This window comes from Novosphingobium sp. ZN18A2, assembly GCF_036784765.1.
Taxonomy (GTDB): Bacteria; Pseudomonadota; Alphaproteobacteria; order Sphingomonadales; family Sphingomonadaceae; genus Novosphingobium.
The window spans coordinates 1,217,195-1,234,737 of the sequence record NZ_CP136651.1; the positions used below are offsets into that span (position 1 = coordinate 1,217,195).

The 17,543-nt window shown below is 63.9% G+C and carries 22 protein-coding genes and 1 tRNA gene; 20 read left to right on the forward strand and 3 right to left on the reverse strand.

Annotated features, from left to right (window positions below; translation table 11 throughout):
- Positions 1-6: 6 nt before the first annotated feature.
- From rplO to RXV95_RS06150, 16 genes are all read left to right on the forward strand, one after another.
- Positions 7-489 (forward strand): 50S ribosomal protein L15, encoded by a 483-nt coding sequence (gene rplO / locus RXV95_RS06075; RefSeq protein ID WP_338468120.1) that lies wholly within the window; start codon positions 7-9, stop codon positions 487-489.
- 127 nt (positions 490-616) lie between these two features.
- Positions 617-1,984 carry a preprotein translocase subunit SecY gene (gene secY, locus RXV95_RS06080; protein ID WP_338468121.1) on the forward strand — a complete coding sequence of 456 codons (1,368 nt, stop codon included), beginning with the start codon at positions 617-619 and terminating at the stop codon, positions 1,982-1,984.
- A 28-nt stretch (positions 1,985-2,012) separates the two neighbouring features.
- Positions 2,013-2,660, forward strand: coding sequence for an adenylate kinase (locus tag RXV95_RS06085; RefSeq protein ID WP_338468122.1), 648 nt, complete (start codon positions 2,013-2,015; stop codon positions 2,658-2,660).
- Between the two features lie 21 nt (positions 2,661-2,681).
- Positions 2,682-3,401, forward strand: coding sequence for an SRPBCC family protein (locus RXV95_RS06090; protein WP_338468123.1), 720 nt, complete (start codon positions 2,682-2,684; stop codon positions 3,399-3,401).
- A gap of 166 nt (positions 3,402-3,567) precedes the next feature.
- On the forward strand, positions 3,568-4,923 hold the full coding sequence (gene gdhA / locus RXV95_RS06095; RefSeq protein WP_338468124.1) for an NADP-specific glutamate dehydrogenase: 1,356 nt from the start codon (positions 3,568-3,570) through the stop codon (positions 4,921-4,923).
- Positions 4,924-5,039: 116 nt separating this feature from the next.
- Positions 5,040-6,140 carry a potassium channel protein gene (locus tag RXV95_RS06100; protein WP_338468125.1) on the forward strand — a complete coding sequence of 367 codons (1,101 nt, stop codon included), beginning with the start codon at positions 5,040-5,042 and terminating at the stop codon, positions 6,138-6,140.
- A gap of 231 nt (positions 6,141-6,371) precedes the next feature.
- Positions 6,372-6,740: a 30S ribosomal protein S13 gene (gene rpsM / locus RXV95_RS06105; RefSeq protein ID WP_338468126.1), complete on the forward strand. Its 369-nt coding sequence runs from the start codon at positions 6,372-6,374 to the stop codon at positions 6,738-6,740.
- A 60-nt stretch (positions 6,741-6,800) separates the two neighbouring features.
- The gene (gene rpsK, locus RXV95_RS06110; RefSeq protein WP_338468127.1) at positions 6,801-7,190 is read left to right on the forward strand and encodes a 30S ribosomal protein S11; all 390 of its coding nucleotides are present in this window, start codon (positions 6,801-6,803) and stop codon (positions 7,188-7,190) included.
- Between the two features lie 104 nt (positions 7,191-7,294).
- Positions 7,295-8,356 (forward strand): DNA-directed RNA polymerase subunit alpha, encoded by a 1,062-nt coding sequence (locus RXV95_RS06115; protein WP_338468128.1) that lies wholly within the window; start codon positions 7,295-7,297, stop codon positions 8,354-8,356.
- A 116-nt stretch (positions 8,357-8,472) separates the two neighbouring features.
- Positions 8,473-8,892, forward strand: a complete 420-nt coding sequence (gene rplQ, locus RXV95_RS06120; RefSeq protein ID WP_338468129.1) for a 50S ribosomal protein L17 — start codon at positions 8,473-8,475, stop codon at positions 8,890-8,892.
- A gap of 229 nt (positions 8,893-9,121) precedes the next feature.
- Complete coding sequence (locus tag RXV95_RS06125) at positions 9,122-9,529, forward strand: hypothetical protein (protein ID WP_338468130.1); 408 nt, start codon at positions 9,122-9,124, stop codon at positions 9,527-9,529.
- Between the two features lie 181 nt (positions 9,530-9,710).
- Positions 9,711-10,457, forward strand: coding sequence for a hypothetical protein (locus RXV95_RS06130; protein WP_338468131.1), 747 nt, complete (start codon positions 9,711-9,713; stop codon positions 10,455-10,457).
- 126 nt (positions 10,458-10,583) lie between these two features.
- Positions 10,584-10,907 carry a DUF1476 domain-containing protein gene (locus tag RXV95_RS06135; RefSeq protein ID WP_338468132.1) on the forward strand — a complete coding sequence of 108 codons (324 nt, stop codon included), beginning with the start codon at positions 10,584-10,586 and terminating at the stop codon, positions 10,905-10,907.
- Positions 10,907-11,140 (forward strand): BolA family transcriptional regulator, encoded by a 234-nt coding sequence (locus RXV95_RS06140; RefSeq protein WP_338468133.1) that lies wholly within the window; start codon positions 10,907-10,909, stop codon positions 11,138-11,140. Before RXV95_RS06135 ends, RXV95_RS06140 begins: the two co-directional genes overlap by 1 nt.
- Before the next feature lie 19 nt (positions 11,141-11,159).
- Positions 11,160-11,492: a Grx4 family monothiol glutaredoxin gene (gene grxD / locus RXV95_RS06145; protein ID WP_338468134.1), complete on the forward strand. Its 333-nt coding sequence runs from the start codon at positions 11,160-11,162 to the stop codon at positions 11,490-11,492.
- A gap of 445 nt (positions 11,493-11,937) precedes the next feature.
- Positions 11,938-12,732, forward strand: coding sequence for an NUDIX domain-containing protein (locus RXV95_RS06150; RefSeq protein ID WP_338468135.1), 795 nt, complete (start codon positions 11,938-11,940; stop codon positions 12,730-12,732).
- Positions 12,733-12,759: 27 nt separating this feature from the next.
- Here the strand turns inward: RXV95_RS06150 and RXV95_RS06155 are convergent.
- A tRNA-Arg gene (locus tag RXV95_RS06155) sits at positions 12,760-12,836 on the reverse strand.
- Between the two features lie 60 nt (positions 12,837-12,896).
- Here RXV95_RS06155 and RXV95_RS06160 point away from each other — a divergent pair.
- Positions 12,897-13,637 carry a queuosine precursor transporter gene (locus RXV95_RS06160; protein WP_338468511.1) on the forward strand — a complete coding sequence of 247 codons (741 nt, stop codon included), beginning with the start codon at positions 12,897-12,899 and terminating at the stop codon, positions 13,635-13,637.
- 72 nt (positions 13,638-13,709) lie between these two features.
- On the opposite strand, the gene RXV95_RS06165 is transcribed toward RXV95_RS06160, so the two are convergent.
- Complete coding sequence (locus tag RXV95_RS06165) at positions 13,710-13,934, reverse strand: PspC domain-containing protein (RefSeq protein WP_338468136.1); 225 nt, start codon at positions 13,932-13,934, stop codon at positions 13,710-13,712.
- Positions 13,931-14,068: a hypothetical protein gene (locus RXV95_RS06170; RefSeq protein WP_338468137.1), complete on the reverse strand. Its 138-nt coding sequence runs from the start codon at positions 14,066-14,068 to the stop codon at positions 13,931-13,933. The genes RXV95_RS06165 and RXV95_RS06170 overlap by 4 nt, the downstream gene beginning before the upstream one ends.
- 473 nt (positions 14,069-14,541) lie before the next feature.
- Between RXV95_RS06170 and rimP the strand changes: the two genes are divergently transcribed.
- From rimP to RXV95_RS06185, 3 genes are read left to right on the forward strand one after another with little or no spacing between them, the layout of a single operon-like run.
- Complete coding sequence (rimP, locus tag RXV95_RS06175; protein WP_338468138.1) at positions 14,542-15,102, forward strand: ribosome maturation protein RimP; 561 nt, start codon at positions 14,542-14,544, stop codon at positions 15,100-15,102.
- A 3-nt stretch (positions 15,103-15,105) separates the two neighbouring features.
- Positions 15,106-16,755 (forward strand): transcription termination factor NusA, encoded by a 1,650-nt coding sequence (gene nusA / locus RXV95_RS06180; protein ID WP_338468139.1) that lies wholly within the window; start codon positions 15,106-15,108, stop codon positions 16,753-16,755.
- Positions 16,736-17,539: a DUF448 domain-containing protein gene (locus tag RXV95_RS06185; protein WP_338468140.1), complete on the forward strand. Its 804-nt coding sequence runs from the start codon at positions 16,736-16,738 to the stop codon at positions 17,537-17,539. The genes nusA and RXV95_RS06185 overlap by 20 nt, the downstream gene beginning before the upstream one ends.
- Positions 17,540-17,543 lie beyond the last annotated feature (4 nt).

Sequence of the window (17,543 nt, forward strand, 5' to 3'; positions counted from 1 at the left end):
AAAGACATGAAACTCAACGACATCCGTGACAACTCCGGTGCCCGCAAGGGCCGTATGCGCATCGGGCGCGGCATCGGTTCGGGCAAGGGCAAGACCGGCGGACGCGGCCAGAAGGGCGCCAAGGCGCGTTCGGGCGTTTCGATCGCCGGATTCGAAGGCGGCCAGATGCCGCTTCACATGCGCCTGCCGAAGCGCGGCTTCAACAACATCTTCGCCAAGGACTATGCCGAAGTGAACCTGGGCATGGTCCAGAAGTTCATCGACGCGGGCAAGATCGACGCGAAGGCGGTTATCGATCACGACGCGCTGAAGGCTGCCGGCCTGGCGCGCGGTGGCAAGGATGGCGTCCGCCTGCTGGGCAAGGGCGCGTTCACCGCTAAGGCTTCGTTCAAGGTCGCCGGTGCCAGCAAGGGCGCCCTTGCGGCGGTCGAAAAGGCCGGCGGTTCGGTTGAAGTGACCGCCGCCAAGGCGGAAGCGGCTGCGGAATAATCCGAATAATCGGGCGCGGGGTTCTTGCATCCCCGCGCCCGCACTATATGGGCAGCCTTGATAAGTGTGTGGCAGCCGCTCCCTGACCAACGCGAGGCGGCGACCCAGGAAGGCTTGATACCCGATCATGGCAACACGTGCCGATAACATCGCCAGCAGTTTCAGCCTGGCCAATTTCTCGAAGGCGACCGAGCTCAAGAAGCGCATCTGGTTCACGATCGGCGCGCTGATCGTTTTCCGGTTCCTCAGCTTCGTTCCGCTGCCCGGCGTCAACCCGCTGATCCTGCAGACGCTGTACAGCCAGACGCAGGGCGGCATCCTGGATATGTTCAACGCGTTTTCGGGCGGCAGCCTTTCGCGGATGAGCCTGATTGCGCTGGGCGTGATGCCATACATCACGGCGTCCATCGTGGTTCAGCTGGCGTCTTCGCTCCATCCGGCGCTTGCCGCGCTGAAGAAGGAAGGCGAAAGCGGGCGCAAGAAGCTCAACCAGTACACGCGCTATGGCACGGTATTCCTCTGCGCGATGCAGGGCTGGTTCCTTGCCACGGGCCTTGAAGCCTATGGCGCGTCGAGCGGGCTGCAGGCCGTGGTCCACCCCGGTTACATGTTCCGCGTCGGCGCGGTCATCAGCCTTGTCGGCGGAACGATGTTCCTGCTGTGGCTGGGCGAGCAGATTACCGAGCGCGGCATCGGCAACGGTGTTTCGCTGATCATCATGGCGGGCATCGTCGCGCAGATGCCGACGTTCATCGCCAACCTGTTCGAAGGCGGCCGCACCGGCTCGATCTCGCCGTTCACGATCATCATGCTGGTCGGCCTGATGGTGGCGCTGATCCTGTTCATCTGCTTCATGGAGCAGGCGACCCGCCGGCTTCTGATCCAGTATCCCAAGCGCGCGACGCAACGCGGGATGATGGCGGCGGACCGCAGCCACCTTCCGCTGAAGGTCAACACCGCGGGCGTCATCCCGCCGATCTTCGCCAGCTCGCTGTTGCTTCTGCCGCTGACGATCACGCAGTTCGCGGGCAATTCCGTTTCGCAGGACAGCACGATCGGCAAGATCATCGTCACGATGAACCAGTACCTGGGGCACGGCAAACCGCTGTACATGCTGTTCTATGCGGTCGGCATCATCTTCTTCTGCTTCTTCTACACGGCGGTTGTGTTCAACCCCGAGGAGACGGCGGAAAACCTCAAGAAGAACGGCGGCTTCATCCCCGGCATCCGCCCGGGCAAGAACACCGCCAACTACCTCGATTACGTGCTGACGCGCATCACCGTGATCGGCGCGGCCTATATCACCCTGGTCTGCGTGGTGCCCGAATGGGTTATTGCGGATACGGGCATGAGGTTGTTCTTTGCCGGTGGTACATCGCTGCTGATCGTCGTGAACGTGACGGTCGATACAATATCGCAGATCCAGTCGCATTTGCTGGCACACCAGTATGGCGACCTGATCAAGAAGGCGAAGCTCAAGGGCCGGCTGCGCTAATAAGCAGCCGGGGGAAGGGGAGCACGACGTGAACATTATCCTTCTGGGCCCCCCGGGGGCAGGCAAGGGGACCCAGGCGCAACGGCTTGTCGAGCGGTTTGGCATGAAGCAGCTTTCGACCGGCGACATGCTGCGCGCGGCTGTGAAGGCGGGAACCCCGGTCGGGCTGAAGGCCAAGGCCGTGATGGACGCGGGCGAGCTTGTTTCCGACGAGATCGTTTCGGCGCTGATCGGTGACGAACTGGACGCGATGCCGGAAGGGCAGGGCGCGATTTTCGACGGCTATCCCCGCACCGCCGCACAGGCGGCCTCGCTCGACGAGATTCTCGCCAGCCGGGGCAAGGCGCTGGATCATGTGATCGAACTGGACGTCGACGAAGACGCGCTGGTTGAGCGCATTACGGGCCGCTTCACCTGCGCATCGTGCGGCAAGGGCTATCACGACAAATTCGAACGGCCCAGCGTCGAAGGAACCTGCGACAAGTGCGGAGGGCACGAATTCAAGCGCCGTCCCGACGATAACGAGGAAACGGTGCGCACGCGCATGGCCGAATACCGTGCGAAGACCGCACCGATCCTGCCGATCTACGAAGCGCGCGGAATCGTTGCCCGGGTTGACGGCATGGCCGACATGGACGCGGTGACGGCCTCTATCGAAAAGGTCCTGCAAGGCTGAAGCGGGCGAGGGAGAGGGCAAATGGCGTTGCGCAAATGGCTGGCCGGGATTGCCCTGCTCTCGACGTTCGGACCGATGCCCGCCCTGGCGGAAGTGATCGGCCGGGCGGACAACGGCTTCACCGTGCGCGCGATCCGCGAAGTCTCAGCGTCGCCTGAAGAAGCGTGGAAGGCGATTGTTCATCCCGCTGGCTGGTGGCTTGATGAGCACACCTTTTCCGGCAAGGCAGCGAACCTGACGCTCAACCCCGTGGCGGGCGGCTGCTTTTGCGAAACGCTTCCCGTGCCCAAGGATGTCCCGGCGGGACAAAAGCCGGGCGGCGTTGAGCATATGCGCGTGATCTACGCCAATCCAGGGCACGCCTTGCGGCTGACGGGCGCGCTCGGGCCGCTCCAGTCCGAAGCGGTGGCCGGGACGCTGACGATCACGCTCAAGCGCGAAGGAAAGGCCACGCGTATCCTTTGGGAATACGTGGTGGGCGGATACATGCGCTATCCGATCGAACGGATTGCACCGGCGGTCGACAAGGTGATCACGGCGCAGCTTTCCAGCCTTGCGCTCAAGCTTGGCCCGGCGACCACGTTCGATCTTGCGCCGGGGAAGGACAAGGCGGAAGGTCCGCAAGGCGATGCCGCCGATGCACAAATGCCCGGCCCGGAGGCCGGCGAAGCACCCGGGGATTCGCCGCACAAGCAGGCGAACGACGCGGTCGACAGCGCGCTGTCTCCCCAAACCGATTGATTCCGCGAGGCACTTTTGTGCCACGGGCCTTTTGCCGAACGAAAAAGCGGCTACACTCCGCGCAACAATAAGGCGCGACTCGGCAATGATCCGTTGATACGCGCCGTCCCTGGGCCGCATGACTTTCCAGGTATCCCGCGGGTGCCGCCAGAGGGGGGAGAAACCAGTGGCCGTTTCCGATCATGTCGATTTTCCGACGTTCATGGAGGGCGTGAAAAAGCGCAATCCCTACCAGCCCGAATTTGTCCAGGCCGTGCAGGAAGTGGCAGAGGACATCTTCGATTTCATCCAGGACAAGGAAGAATATCACGCGCAGCAGATACTGCGCCGCATCGCGGAGCCGGATCGCGTGGTTTCGTTCCGCGTGTGCTGGGAGGACGATAACGGCAACATCCGCGTCCAGCGCGGTTGGCGCGTGCAGAACAACAACGCAATCGGTCCCTACAAGGGCGGCATCCGCTTCCACCCCAGCGTGACCGAAAGCGTGCTGAAGTTCCTGGCCTTCGAACAGACCTTCAAGAACGCGCTCACCGGGTTGCCGATGGGTGGCGGCAAGGGCGGATCGAACTTCAACCCCAAGGGCAAGAGCGTGCGCGAGATCATGCGCTTCTGCCAGAGCTTCATGACCGAACTTTACCGCCACATCGGCGCCGATACAGACGTTCCGGCGGGCGACATCGGCGTCGGCGGGCGTGAAATCGGCTTCATGTTCGGCCAGTACAAGCGCATCACCAACCAGTTCACCGGCGTGTTGACGGGCAAGGGGCTGGAATGGGGCGGATCGCTGATCCGCACGGAGGCCACCGGCTATGGCGCGGTCTATTTCCTTGCCAACATGCTGGCCTGCAAGGACATGGACCTTGTGGGCAAGACCGCCGTCATCTCGGGTTCGGGCAACGTCGCCACGCACGCGGCGGAAAAGATCACGCAGCTTGGCGGCAAGGTCGTCACGCTGTCGGATTCGGGCGGCTTCGTCCACGATCCGGGCGGGTTCACCCTGGAAAAGATCGACTGGGTGAAGGCGCACAAGACGCACCGGCGCGGGCGCATCCAGGATTATTGCGACGAATTCGAAGGCTGCACCTTCCATGCGGGGAAAACGCCGTGGGGCGTGCCCTGCGACGTGGCGCTTCCTTGCGCGACGCAGAACGAATTGCTGGGCGAAGATGCGAAGATGCTGGTCGCTAACGGTTGCATCGCCGTGTCGGAAGGCGCGAACATGCCCACCGACCTTGAGGGCGTGCACGTCTTCAAGAACAACAAGATCATGTATGCGCCGGGCAAGGCCGCCAATGCGGGCGGCGTCGCGGTATCTGGTCTGGAGATGAGCCAGAACTCCGAACGCAGGGCATGGAAGGAAGCCGAACTCGACCAGATGCTGAAGGACATCATGTCGGGTATCCACGCCAACTGCCTTACCTATGGCCAGCAGGGCGGCGGCTATATCGACTATGTGAAGGGCGCCAACATCGCCGGCTTCAAGAAAGTTGCCGATGCGATGCTGGCTTTCGGCGTGGTCTGACCGCAATCCGGAGTTTTACGGATAGAGGGGCTGCGGACGGCGTTCGCAGCCCTTTGCGTTGACGGCGCTGGACATCGGGTTTCCCGCGCGCCAATCCTGCGCCGGGGAAAATGGTCTTGGCGAACGAACGATACAGACTCTCCGACACCGCGAACGACGTGCTCGGTTCGCCGGGGCGCAATGTCATCATTGCGGCCTCGTTCGTGCTGTCGGTCTGCGTTGCGTCGGTTGTCGCGTACATGGTGGTGGGGTGGAGTTTTTCCGACGCCATCTACATGGTCGTCGTTACCATCTTCACTGTCGGGTACGGAGAAGTGCGGCCGATCGATACCGGCACGCTGCGCCTCATAACCGGCCTGACAATTGCCCTGGGATGCACGGGCATGATCGTGCTGACCGGTGCACTGGTGCAGCTTTTTACGGTATTGCAGCTTCGCCGCATGCTGGGATTGGATCGAATGCAGAACCAGATCGAACACTTGCGCGACCACACGATCGTCTGTGGCCTGGGAAGGATCGGGACGCAGGTTACCGCAGAACTGCACGCGGCGAAGGCGCCTTTCGTGCTGGTCGAGCGTGACGCCGCCAAGGCGGAGGAAGCGCGCGATCAGGGGTATCTGAGCGTGCTTGGCGAGGCGACCGACGAGGCGACCCTGCGCGCCGCCGGGATCGAACGGGCAAGCGCGATTGCGACCGTGCTGCCCGACGATGCGACCAACGTGTTCATAACGCTTTCGGCGCGCAGCCTGAATCCAGGCATCCAGATCATCGCGCGCGGAGAGGCGCCCAGCACCGAGAACAAGCTGTATCACGCAGGCGCGGACAAGGTTGTGCTGCCCACGCATATCGGCGCCGAACGGATCGCGGAAATCATCCTCTATCCCGCGACGGAAAGCTATTTCTCGCAAAGCGGCCCGATGCGCGCGATGAAACGCGACCTGCACGACCTCGGGCTTGAGCTGGAGGTCGTCCGCGTGGCAGAGGGCGGCACCCTGACGGGGGCCACGGTGGGTTCGGCGGAGCAGCACGGACGCGGCGGGTTCTTTATCGTGCAGATCGAACGGGCGGACGGCGTGGTGATCCAGCATCCGGGCGACGACGTGCGGATAGAGGCGGGCGATGCCGTCGTGCTGGTCGTGCGCGGCAGCCGGATTTCCGCTGGCACACTGTTTACCGCGCCTGCGGAGCCGTTGCGATCGGGCCGCAATTTCTTCTGATCCGGCGGTTGGCGGTGTGGTGTGTCGCGGGGGCAGGGCCGTTCCGGATACCCTGTGCGCATCTTGCCTGTTGACAGGCCGCCGCGAATCTCTTACGCGCCGCCTCTCATTCAGACAGCGGTACCCACCGGCTTCGCTTATGGGCGAGAGCCGGTTGTGCGCTTTCTGCGTGGTGCGTTGAGATAGAGGTGCCGCCATATTGCGGTAACTTCTGTGGAGCAGGAGAATAGAGTGGCTCGTATTGCCGGGGTGAACATCCCCACCAACAAGCGCGTTATCGTGGCGCTTACCTACATTCACGGTATCGGTCCCCGCTCGGCGAAGGATATCGCCGACAAGCTGGGCATCGACCATTCGCGCCGTGTGCAGGACCTGACCGACCAGGAAGTCCTGCAGATCCGCGAGACCATCGACTCGGACTACACCGTCGAGGGCGATCTTCGTCGCGACACCGCGATGAACATCAAGCGCCTGATGGACCTGGCCTGCTATCGCGGCCTGCGCCATCGCAAGGGCCTGCCGGTGCGCGGTCAGCGCACCCACACCAATGCCCGCACCCGCAAGGGCAAGGCCAAGCCCATCGCCGGCAAGAAGAAGTAAGGCACGCCCCGACCGGGCGGTTGCCTTTCCCTTTTCGATTTCTCGCAAGGATAGCTTACAATGGCACGCGAACCCCAGCGTATCAAAAGGCGGGAGCGCAAGAACATCTCCAGTGGTGTCGCGCACGTTAACGCCAGCTTCAATAACACCATGATCACCATCACCGATGCCCAGGGCAATGCGATCAGCTGGTCCTCGGCCGGCATGATGGGCTTCAAGGGCAGCCGCAAGTCGACCCCGTATGCCGCGCAGGTCGCGGCGGACGATGCCGGCAAGAAGGCTGCCGAGCACGGTGTCCGCACCCTCGAGGTCGAGGTTAAGGGACCGGGCTCTGGCCGCGAAAGCGCCCTGCGTGCGCTGCAGGCGGTTGGCTTCACGATCACCGCGATCCGCGACGTGACGCCGATCCCGCACAACGGCGTGCGTCCTTCGAAGCGCCGTCGCGTCTGATCCTGCCCGGCGGGTAGCGGACGCGTTACCTGCCCAATACCTCGACTGGCGACGGCTCCCTCGGCCGATTGCCGGCTCACCCGACCAAACCCCAGGGGAATTCCATGACTGTCAACATCAAGAACTGGCAGGAACTGAAGAAGCCGAACTCCCTCGAAATCAAGCCCGGCACCGACGCCAAGCGTCGCGCGACGTTCGTCGCCGAGCCGCTTGAGCGCGGCTTCGGCCTTACGCTGGGCAATGCCCTGCGCCGCGTGCTGCTGTCTTCTCTGCAAGGCGCGGCCGTCACCTCGATCAAGATCGAGAACGTGCTCCACGAATTCTCGTCGCTTGCCGGCGTGCGCGAGGACGTGACGGACATCGTGCTCAACGTGAAGCAGATCGCGCTGAAGATGGAAGGCGAAGGCCCCAAGCGTCTTCAGCTTTCCGCCACCGGCCCTGCCGAAGTGAAGGCGGGCGACATCGCCGTGACCGGCGATATCGAGGTGCTGAACAAGGATCTGGTGATCTGCCACCTCGACGAAGGCGCGACGCTCAACATGGAGCTGACCTGCGACACCGGAAAGGGCTATGTCCCGGCCGTGTCGAACCGCCCGGCCGATGCGCCGATCGGCCTGATCCCGGTCGATTCGCTCTATTCGCCGGTTCGCCAGGTCAGCTACAAGGTCGATAACGCGCGTATCGGCCAGGAGCTGGACTTCGACAAGCTGTCGCTGACCGTCGAGACCGACGGCACCGTCGCGCCCGAAGATGCCGTGGCCTATGCCGCGCGCATCCTTCAGGACCAGCTGGCGCTGTTCGTCCACTTCGACGAGCAGATCCCGGTCGGCCACGTGCCGCAGATGGCCGGCATGGCCGCCCATGCGCCGGAAGAAAGCGATACGAACCAGCTCAACCGCTACCTCCTCAAGAAGGTGGACGAGCTGGAACTGTCGGTCCGTTCGGCGAACTGCCTGAAGAACGACAACATCATCTACATCGGCGACCTGGTCCAGAAGACCGAGGCCGAGATGCTCCGCACGCCGAACTTCGGCCGCAAGTCGCTCAACGAGATCAAGGAAGTCCTTTCCTCGATGGGCCTGCGCCTCGGCATGGACATCCCCGGCTGGCCGCCTGAAAACATCGAGGAAATGGCCAAGAAGCTCGAACAGGAACTTCTCGGCTGACCGGAATCGCGGGGCGCCTGACAAGGGTGCCCCGTTTCGGGTGATCAGGCGGCGACCCGAACAGCCGCCCGGACCGGGGTACCTCGCACGGCCCCCTTACGAACGGAGACTGAAAAATGCGTCACAAGATGGGGCAGCGCAAGCTGCAGCGCACATCCTCGCACCGCCGCGCGCTGATGCGCAACATGGCGGCCGCGCTGATCAAGCACGAACAGATCACCACCACGCTTCCCAAGGCGCGCGAACTGCGTCCCTATGTCGAAAAGCTGATCACGCTTGCCAAGCATGGCGGCCTTTCGAACCGCCGCCTCGCGCACGCGCGCCTGCTTGACGACGCACAGCTGGCCAAGCTGTTTGACGTGCTGGCGGAACGCTATGCGGATCGCAACGGCGGCTATACCCGCGTCATCAAGGCCGGCATCCGCGCTTCGGACGCGGCGCCGATCGCCGTTATCGAATTCGTCGACCGCGATACCTCGGCCAAGGGCCAGGATTCGGGCCCGGTGATGGCCGAGGACGAATACGAAGACGCCTGATAGCGCATCGGCCCCGTCGTCGGGGCAAACCGAACAAGCGAACAGCTGCGGGTCTTGCGATCCGCAGCCGTTTTGCGTTGTATCCGGTTTGGGCGTGAGCGTTCATAAAGCAGGCTATATATATTAACAATCGCTGTCCTTCGGGTTCAGTACGACCTCAGTCCGCATGGCCTACCCCCAGGGTCGACGGCGCAGATTGCCGTTGGCCAGACCAGAAGGAGGACACGCCATGTTCCATATCGACAAGCGCATTGCCGCCAGCGGCGCAGCCCTGGCGCTCGCAGCCGGGATCGCCGCTCCAGCTTCCGCCCGCGACCGGGACGATGGCTATCGCCATCACGATCGCGGTTATTCGCATCGCATCGCCAACCGCTGCGCCGTCGCCGCAGAGCGCACGGCAATGCGCTATGGCCGCGGGATGCGCGCCAACGTGACGGACATCCGCGACGTGCGCCGCACACGGCGCGGCTATGTCGTGCGTGGGCGGATCGCCGTGCACCACCGCTGGGCGCGGTATGACCGCTGGAGCTATCGAAACCATTATCGCACGCGCGGGTTCGATCGCGGCTCGTTCAAGTGCCGTGTTGCCTATGGCCGCGTGGTCGATGTGGACTTCCACGGAATCCGTGGCCTCTGATCGCCTGCCGGGGCCACGTCCCGCAAATTGCGCGCATTCTTGCGGGATGCGTGGCCCATGCGGTTCACGATTGTGAAAGCGACGGAGCCTTAAGGCGGGAATCGTGGTAAGGGTCGCCATCTGCCCGTTCACCGGATCGGAACGGGCGGTTTGGCACCCTTTTTCCGGGGATCTTGATGTGATGTCGTTTGCTGCTTCCCGCTTTTCCCGTGCGATCGCCCTGGCGGTTTCGGCCTCGCTGGTTTCCGCCCCGGCGCTCGCCGCGCCGATCCCGGCTGTGCCTCTGCATCGCGCGGTTTCAGTCGACGGCGCGGTCTGGACGCCGCAATCGGAAACGGTTTGGCACCGTCGCTGGCACAGGCGCGGATGGCACCACCGCGACGGCTTGGATGGCGGAGACGTGCTTGCCGGCATCCTGCTGATCGGCGGGATTGCCGCGATTGCCTCCGCCGCCAGCAAGTCCGATTCGAACCGCGCGGAAGATCGGTATCGCGACCCGCCCCCGCCGCAACCGGTCGCGCCGCAGGAGCAAGGCTATGCCGCCCCGCAGCCGCAAGCGCAGCCGGGTCCGGATATGGGAGCCGGTGCGGACATGGCCGATCTCGACCGGGCCGCCGATGCCTGTGTAGATGCCGTTGCCGGGCGCGGAGATGTCGATCATGTTTACACGGTCGATCCTTCGAGTGACGGTTTCCGTGTGAGCGGCGATTTCACAACGGGCGCGCCGTTTTCCTGCAAGGTTTCGGCCGGACGGGTGGACAGCGTGTTCTATGGCAACACGTCGCCGCGCGCGGTCGAATCGCCTGTGCGGCCCGCGCCGGAAGCGGGCGACCGCAACCCGCCCGCCGACGATGGCGCGCCCGCGCAGGACGACGGACGCTATAACGCGGCCGATGCGCCCGATTTCCAGCAGTCCCCGGCCATCTGAACCGCTGGCCGCCGCCCCGGCGAAATGCACTGCATTGCGCGCAGGCGCTTGCGGGCGAGGGCGGTGGCGACTATCCGCACAGGACGGATGGCACCGTTTGCCGATCAACCGGGGAATATCTTACCGATGACCGACTTTAACGATCGCGAGAGGGCCGAAGAGGCCAAGTTCGCCCGCGATGAGGAAATGCTGTTCCGCATCAATGCCCGCCGCAACCGCCTGCTGGGCGCCTGGGCGGCCGAGCGGATGAACCTCGATTCGGCAGAGACCGAAGCCTATGCGAAATCGGTGGTCCAGGCCGATTTCGAAGAAGCGGGCGACGAAGACGTGATCCGCAAGCTGCTGGGCGATCTGGTTTCGGCCGGTGTCGATACCGACGAATCCGAAATCCGCTCTGCCATGGAAGCCAAGGCCGTGGAGGCCCGCCGCCAGCTGATGGGCGAAGCCTGATGGCGATGCGCGCCGATGAGATCGAGGCCATGATTCGCGCGGCGCTGCCCGATGCGGACGTGACGATTACCGACCTTGCCGGCGACGGCGATCATTATGCCGCACACGTGGTTTCGCCTTCGTTCAAGGGAATGTCCCGCGTTGCCCAGCACAAGGCGGTCTATGCGGCGCTCGACGGCCGGATGGGCGGCGCGCTCCATGCCTTGCAACTGACGACCGCCGTCCCCAACTGAAGCGGCGAAAGGAATTATCATGTCGGAAGACACCAATTCGCGCATCGAGAAGGTGGTCAAGGACCACGATGTCGTGCTGTTCATGAAGGGCACGCCGCTGTTCCCCCAGTGCGGGTTTTCCAGCCGTGCGGTGGCGATCCTCGACCACCTTGGCGTCGCCTATGAAAGCGTCGACGTTCTGCAGGACATGGAAATCCGCCAGGGCATCAAGACCTATTCGGACTGGCCGACCATTCCCCAGCTTTATGTGAAGGGTGAATTCGTCGGCGGATCGGACATCATGATGGAGATGTTCCAGGCCGGAGAGTTGCACCAGCTTATGCAGGATCAGGCGGTAAAGCCTGCCAGCTAAGGCGCGCGCTTCGCCACCGCCCGTTCCGTGGCGGTGAGCGGCAATGCCTTGCCGCGGCCCGGTGCAAATTTCCGCCGCAGGGCATCTTCTCGAAAAATCGCATTCTTTTGAAAAGTCATTTGAAACGTTACGCACGCCGCGCCTCGAATGGGGTGCGGCGTTGCTGTTTCTGCCGGTTTTCGGGAGGTTCCGGAAGAGGGATGAGGCGGAGCCAAGGAGACCGGGGGGACGGGGATTGGCTCCGCCTCTGAAGATCGCTCTTCGGGACGTCAGGATATATGCAGGCACCGTGCCAGAATGCAAAAATGCCTTGTTTCAGGGGGCTTTGCCATTTGTTCGGGCCGGCCTTGCCGGGCATATGTAAAGCGTGCCGACACCGGCTGATTGCCGATTTCGGGCCTTGGCCCCCTTGGCAAGCCGGCGCGGCAAGGGCATCACGTCGGCCATGAACGATATAGACGATCTGGGCGTGCACGACGATGCCCCTCCGGCCATTCCGGCCGCCACTGTTGTTATCTACCGGCACGATCCGGCAGGCGGCCCGGCTCAGATCCTGATGGTAGAGCGATCCGCGTCGATGAGTTTCGCGGGCGGTGCGGCGGTGTTTCCGGGCGGGCGGATTGATCCGGCCGACCACGATCTTGCCGCGAAGCTCGGCTCCGGGCTCGATGCCATGGATGTTGCGGCGCGCGTTGCGGCAGTGCGCGAAACGCTGGAGGAAACCGGCCTGGCGATTGGCCTTTCCGGCCCTGTAAGCGCTGCCGACGCCCGCGCTGCACGCAAGCAGTTGCTGGACGTGGGGGCGCTTGAGCCCGTTCTTGCAGAGCGCGGTTGGGAGCTTGACCTGTCGGCGCTTGTCCCGTTCGCGCGATGGCTTCCGCGGCACAAGGGCATCAAGGTTTTCGATACGCGCTTCTATCTTGCCGATCTGGGGACGGGCGCGGTCGAGATCGAAGTCGACGCGACGGAAAACACGCACCTGTTCTGGGCAAGCGCGGCAGAGGCGCTGCGCCTTGCCGGGGAAGGGCGCATCAGCGTTATCTTCCCCACGCGCCGCAATCTTGAACGCCTTGCCCAGTTCGACGATTTCGCCGCCGCGCGGACCCACGCGATCGAGACACCGGTGGTGACGATAACCCCGTGGATCGAGGAACGCGACGGCGCCAAGTGGCTGACGATCCCGTCCGATGCGGGATACCCGTGCAACGGCGAGCCGGTGGAAACGGTAGCGCGGGGGTAATCGGACGGTCGGAAAACGGGCAAGAGGTGGCGCGCCCTGCAGGATTCGAACCTGCGACCACCAGCTTAGAAGGCAGGTGCTCTATCCAGCTGAGCTAAGGGCGCGCGCCGCGCTCCCATAAGCACGCTTTGCGCATCGTGCAAACGGCGTTAGCTCTTGGCGCGATGAACGATCCCGTCACCCGACTCGACGCCGCCGCTGCCGGGCCGCGGCACTTCAGGTATTTCGACTATGTGATGGCGGCTTTCGTCACCATCCTGCTGTTGTCGAACATCATCGGGGCGTCGAAGCCATCCTACATCCCCTTGCCCGGCGGAACGCAGTGGTCGTTCGGCGCGGGGGTGCTGTTCTTTCCGGTCAGCTACATCCTGGGGGACGTGCTGACAGAGGTCTATGGCTATGCCCGCGCGCGACGCGTGATCTGGGCCGGGTTTGCCGCGCTGGTGTTCATGGCGTTCATGGCGGCTGTGGTGGTGGCGCTGCCGCCCGCGAAGGGGTGGCCCTACCAGGATGCCTATGAGGCGGTTTTCGGAAATTCTTGGCGCATCGTCGTCGCGTCGATGACCGCATTCTGGGCCGGCGAATTCGCCAATTCCTTCGTGCTCGCCAAGATGAAGGTCTGGACGCAGGGCAGGATGCTGTGGACGCGCACGATCGGTTCCACGATCGTGGGGCAGGGGCTGGACAGCGTGATCTTCTATCCGCTCGCCTTCTATGGCCTGGCCGGCTGGCCGCCGGAGCAACTGCTGGAGGTCGTGCTGTCGCAGTGGTTCATCAAGACGGCATGGGAAGCGGTGCTGACGCCGGTAACCTATTTCGTGGTCGGGTGGCTGAAGCACCACGAGGGCGTGGAAGTGTTCGACACCGATACCGATTTTTCGCCTTTCGCGAAAACCTCGGGGTAGCGCGACCTTGCGAATCGGCCGCCCGGCGCGTTTGCGCGGGGCGGCCTCCCTTTCGCTCAATCGGCTGTTCGCTCAATCGGCCAGGAGGCCGATGGCGAGGTAAACCAGGATCAGCGAGCCGAAGCCCACCAGCGTGCCCACGACCCATGCGATGCGCACGAGCGTGACATCGATCCCGAAATAGTCGGCGATGCCGGCCGATACCCCCATGATCTTCCCTCTCGCCTTGTTCAGGCGGAAGTGGCGCCGGGCCGGGGGAGCGGGCCGCGCGCCGTCGTCGAAGCGCAGGCCGCTCATGCCACGATGCTCATGGTCTGGACCGGCGCGTTGGCCGACGGGGTCGAAACGGTGGTCGCGAACATCGCGAAGCTGAGCGCAAGCGCGGATGCTGCGGCGAAGAAGTGGGTCGAGAAGTTGCGGATCGAGGTCATTTTTGGGTTTCCCTTGCTAATAATGTTGTGGCGGGCCGGTGTGGCTGCCGATGCAAATGACTTTGCAGGAGCCGTGCCAAAACGGAAAAACCGCAGAAATCCGCGAATCTGGAAACTGGGCATAAAATTGAATGGCACATGAATGCCAAATATTGGGGAAATTCACCTTGAGTTGGTATCAGCGTTTTCACTTCCCGCGCGTTCGGGGGGAAAAGGGCCGGCCGCATCCCTTGCCGGCTGGCGCGCGCCGGTGGTCGCAAACCGGCAAGCGTCACTGGGCCTCATGGCCTGGCGGCTCTCTCGATGCCCGGGCGGCGATCCGTTACGGGCGACGGTCAATTCGCTTGCAATCCTGACGGCTTGCGCCTATCTGCGCGCTATCCCGACATTGTGACGGCAAGGTCAGGGCTGGCGCCGCAAGGGGCCGGCACCCTGAACGCTGTCCTTTTCCAGTCGCGGCAAGTGGAGCATGAATGGCGGATATCGCGCGCATTACCGAGATTGTTGAGCCGGAGGCCAGGGCCTTGGGCTTCGATCTTGTGCGCGTGCGCTATTTCAAGGGGGGCGAGATCGGGGACGAGGAGCATACGCTCCAGATCATGGCCGAGCGGCCCGAGACCGGCCAGCTTGTGATCGAGGATTGCGCGGCCCTTTCGCAACGCATTTCCGAAGCGTTCGATTCGCTGGAAGAGGCGGGCGAGGACGTGATCGAGGATGCCTACAGGCTGGAAGTCAGCTCTCCGGGAATCGACCGTCCGCTGACCCGCCGCAAGGACTTTGCCGCGTGGACCGGCCACGAAGCGCGGATCGAACTGACCGAGTTGCTTGACGAGCGCCGCCGCGTTCGCGGCGAGCTTGCCGGCTTCGACGAGGAAGCGGATACGATTTCGATCGAGGATGGAGGCACCACCTACCGGGTTCCCTTCACCCTTGTCGCCAACGCCAAGCTTGTCCTGACCGACAAGCTTATCGCAGCATCCCGCCCGCTCGATACGAGCGGCGCGGACGAGATTCTGGAAGAACAGGAAGACTGACCCATGGCCAGTGCGATTTCCGCCAACCGCGCCGAACTGCTTGCGATCGCGAACTCCGTCGCGACCGAGAAGATGATCGACAAGTCCATCGTTATCGAGGCGATGGAAGAGGCGATCCAGAAGTCGGCCCGCAACCGTTATGGCGCCGAGAACGACATCCGCGCGAAGCTTGATCCGCGCACCGGCGACCTGCGCCTGTGGCGCGTTGTGGAAGTGGTCGAAGAGGTTGAGGACTATTTCAAGCAGGTGGACCTGAAGGCCGCCCAGAAGCTTGAAAAGGACGCCAAGCTGGGTGACTTCATCGTCGATCCGCTGCCGCCGGTCGATCTTGGCCGCATCGATGCGCAGTCGGCCAAGCAGGTGATCTTCCAGAAGGTCCGCGATGCCGAGCGCGAGCGCCAGTACGAGGAATTCAAGGACCGCGCGGGCGAAGTCGTGACGGGCGTGATCAAGTCGGTCGAATTCGGCCACGTGATCGTCAACCTCGGCCGGGCCGAGGGCGTAATTCGCCGCGACCAGCAGATCCCGCGCGAGGTTCCGCGCGTGGGCGAACGCGTGCGCGCGCTGATCCTGAAGGTCGAACGCCAGAATCGCGGCCCGCAGATTTTCCTTTCCCGCGCGCATCCGGAGTTCATGAAGAAGCTCTTCGCGCAGGAAGTGCCCGAAATCTATGACGGCATCATCGAGATCAAGGCCGCGGCGCGCGATCCGGGCAGCCGCGCCAAGATCGGCGTGATCAGCCGCGATTCCTCGATCGACCCGGTCGGCGCCTGCGTCGGCATGAAGGGCAGCCGTGTGCAGGCGGTGGTCCAGGAACTGCAGGGCGAAAAGATCGACATCATCCCGTGGAGCGAGGACACCGCGACTTTCGTGGTCAACGCGCTCCAGCCCGCGACGGTCAGCCGCGTCGTCATCGACGAGGAAGAGAGCCGGATCGAGGTTGTGGTGCCCGACGACCAGCTTTCGCTGGCGATCGGCCGCCGGGGCCAGAACGTGCGCCTTGCCAGCCAGCTTACCGGTTCGCAGATCGACATCATGACCGATGCCGAAGCGTCGGAGAAGCGGCAGAAGGAATTCGCCGAGCGTTCCAAGATGTTCGAGGAAGAGCTCGACGTCGACGAAACGCTGTCGCAGCTTCTGGTTGCCGAAGGCTTCAGCGAACTGGAAGAAGTCGCCTATTACCCGCTCGACGAGCTGGCGACGATCGAAGGCTTCGACGAAGAACTGGCCGAAGAGCTTCAGAGCCGCGCGGTCGAGGCGCTTGAGCGTCGCGAGGAGGCGCAGCGCGAAGAGCGTCGCGGCCTTGGCGTGGAAGACGATCTTGCCGAACTGCCGCACCTTACCGAGGCCATGCTGGTCACGCTGGGCAAGGCGGGGATCAAGACGCTCGACGACCTGGCGGACCTCGCCACCGACGAACTGATCCTGAAGAAGCGCCCCGAACAGCGCCGTCGCGACAATTCCGGCCCGCAGCGCCGCGAACGCGCCGAGCGGCTGGAAGACAAGGGCGGCGTGCTGGGCGAATACGGCCTCAGCGAAGAGCAGGGCAACGAGATCATCATGGCCGCGCGTGCGCACTGGTTCGACGACGAACCGGCTGCCGGCGCTCCGGCCGCACCCGAGGAGGCCGCCGATGCGGATTCCTCGCAATGAGCCGCTAGACCCCGACATCACTGTTGGCCGGCCGGCATCCCCCGGGGTGCCGGAACGGTCCGCGCGGGTTCGTGGCAAGGCCGCGGAGCCTGAGCGGCGCTGCATCCTGACGGGCGATCACGCCGGTCGCGAGGCACTGGTTCGCCTTGCGCTGTCGCCGGATGGCGACGTGGCGCCGGACGTGCTGGCGCGCGCGCCGGGGCGCGGTGCATGGATCGGCGTGCCTCGGCCCGCCCTTGAAAAAGCGCTGGCCAATGGCAAACTTAAGGGAGCCTTGGCGCGTGCCTTCAAGGGCGCGCCGCTCTCTATCCCTGCCGACCTTGGTGATCGGATCGAGCGTGCGCTCTTCCGGGCCGTGACGGATCGCCTCGGTATCGAGATGCGCGCCGGCAACGTGGTGCTGGGCACGGAGAAGATTGCCCAGGCCGCGCGTTCGGGCGCGGTGACGTTCCTTGCGCACGCCAGCGATGCGGGCGAAGACGGCGTGGGCAAGCTTGCCCAGGCCTGGCGCGTCGGCGAAGACGCGGAAGGCTCCGGAATGGCGGGAGTGATCTTGCCGCTGGACCGGGCGGCGCTGTCTGTGGCATTGGGCCGCGACAACGTCGTTCACCTGGCGCTTATCGATGCCGCGGCGGCCGAAAGGGTTGCCGCGCCGCTGCAGCGCCTGCTGCATTTCACCGGGCGTGCCGAACCTTGCGGGCAAGGGCCGGCGCACGATGGGAACCGGAGCGCGGATGACACTGCCGCTCTGGCGAATGACGATTTTGATACGAAGGGCGAATGAACGC

What these genes read in the sequence shown, in the direction of transcription:
- rplO (WP_338468120.1), top strand. Translation starts at nt 7, where the DNA reads ATGAAACTCAACGACATCCGTGACAACTCCGGTGCCCGCAAGGGCCGT.
- secY (WP_338468121.1), top strand. Translation starts at nt 617, where the DNA reads ATGGCAACACGTGCCGATAACATCGCCAGCAGTTTCAGCCTGGCCAAT.
- RXV95_RS06090 (WP_338468123.1), top strand. Translation starts at nt 2,682, where the DNA reads ATGGCGTTGCGCAAATGGCTGGCCGGGATTGCCCTGCTCTCGACGTTC.
- rpsK (WP_338468127.1), top strand. Translation starts at nt 6,801, where the DNA reads ATGGCACGCGAACCCCAGCGTATCAAAAGGCGGGAGCGCAAGAACATC.
- RXV95_RS06115 (WP_338468128.1), top strand. Translation starts at nt 7,295, where the DNA reads ATGACTGTCAACATCAAGAACTGGCAGGAACTGAAGAAGCCGAACTCC.
- rplQ (WP_338468129.1), top strand. Translation starts at nt 8,473, where the DNA reads ATGCGTCACAAGATGGGGCAGCGCAAGCTGCAGCGCACATCCTCGCAC.
- RXV95_RS06125 (WP_338468130.1), top strand. Translation starts at nt 9,122, where the DNA reads ATGTTCCATATCGACAAGCGCATTGCCGCCAGCGGCGCAGCCCTGGCG.
- RXV95_RS06130 (WP_338468131.1), top strand. Translation starts at nt 9,711, where the DNA reads ATGTCGTTTGCTGCTTCCCGCTTTTCCCGTGCGATCGCCCTGGCGGTT.
- RXV95_RS06135 (WP_338468132.1), top strand. Translation starts at nt 10,584, where the DNA reads ATGACCGACTTTAACGATCGCGAGAGGGCCGAAGAGGCCAAGTTCGCC.
- RXV95_RS06140 (WP_338468133.1), top strand. Translation starts at nt 10,907, where the DNA reads ATGGCGATGCGCGCCGATGAGATCGAGGCCATGATTCGCGCGGCGCTG.
- grxD (WP_338468134.1), top strand. Translation starts at nt 11,160, where the DNA reads ATGTCGGAAGACACCAATTCGCGCATCGAGAAGGTGGTCAAGGACCAC.
- RXV95_RS06150 (WP_338468135.1), top strand. Translation starts at nt 11,938, where the DNA reads ATGAACGATATAGACGATCTGGGCGTGCACGACGATGCCCCTCCGGCC.
- RXV95_RS06160 (WP_338468511.1), top strand. Translation starts at nt 12,897, where the DNA reads ATGAACGATCCCGTCACCCGACTCGACGCCGCCGCTGCCGGGCCGCGG.
- RXV95_RS06165 (WP_338468136.1), bottom strand. Translation starts at nt 13,934, where the DNA reads ATGAGCGGCCTGCGCTTCGACGACGGCGCGCGGCCCGCTCCCCCGGCC.
- RXV95_RS06170 (WP_338468137.1), bottom strand. Translation starts at nt 14,068, where the DNA reads ATGACCTCGATCCGCAACTTCTCGACCCACTTCTTCGCCGCAGCATCC.
- rimP (WP_338468138.1), top strand. Translation starts at nt 14,542, where the DNA reads ATGGCGGATATCGCGCGCATTACCGAGATTGTTGAGCCGGAGGCCAGG.
- nusA (WP_338468139.1), top strand. Translation starts at nt 15,106, where the DNA reads ATGGCCAGTGCGATTTCCGCCAACCGCGCCGAACTGCTTGCGATCGCG.
- RXV95_RS06185 (WP_338468140.1), top strand. Translation starts at nt 16,736, where the DNA reads ATGCGGATTCCTCGCAATGAGCCGCTAGACCCCGACATCACTGTTGGC.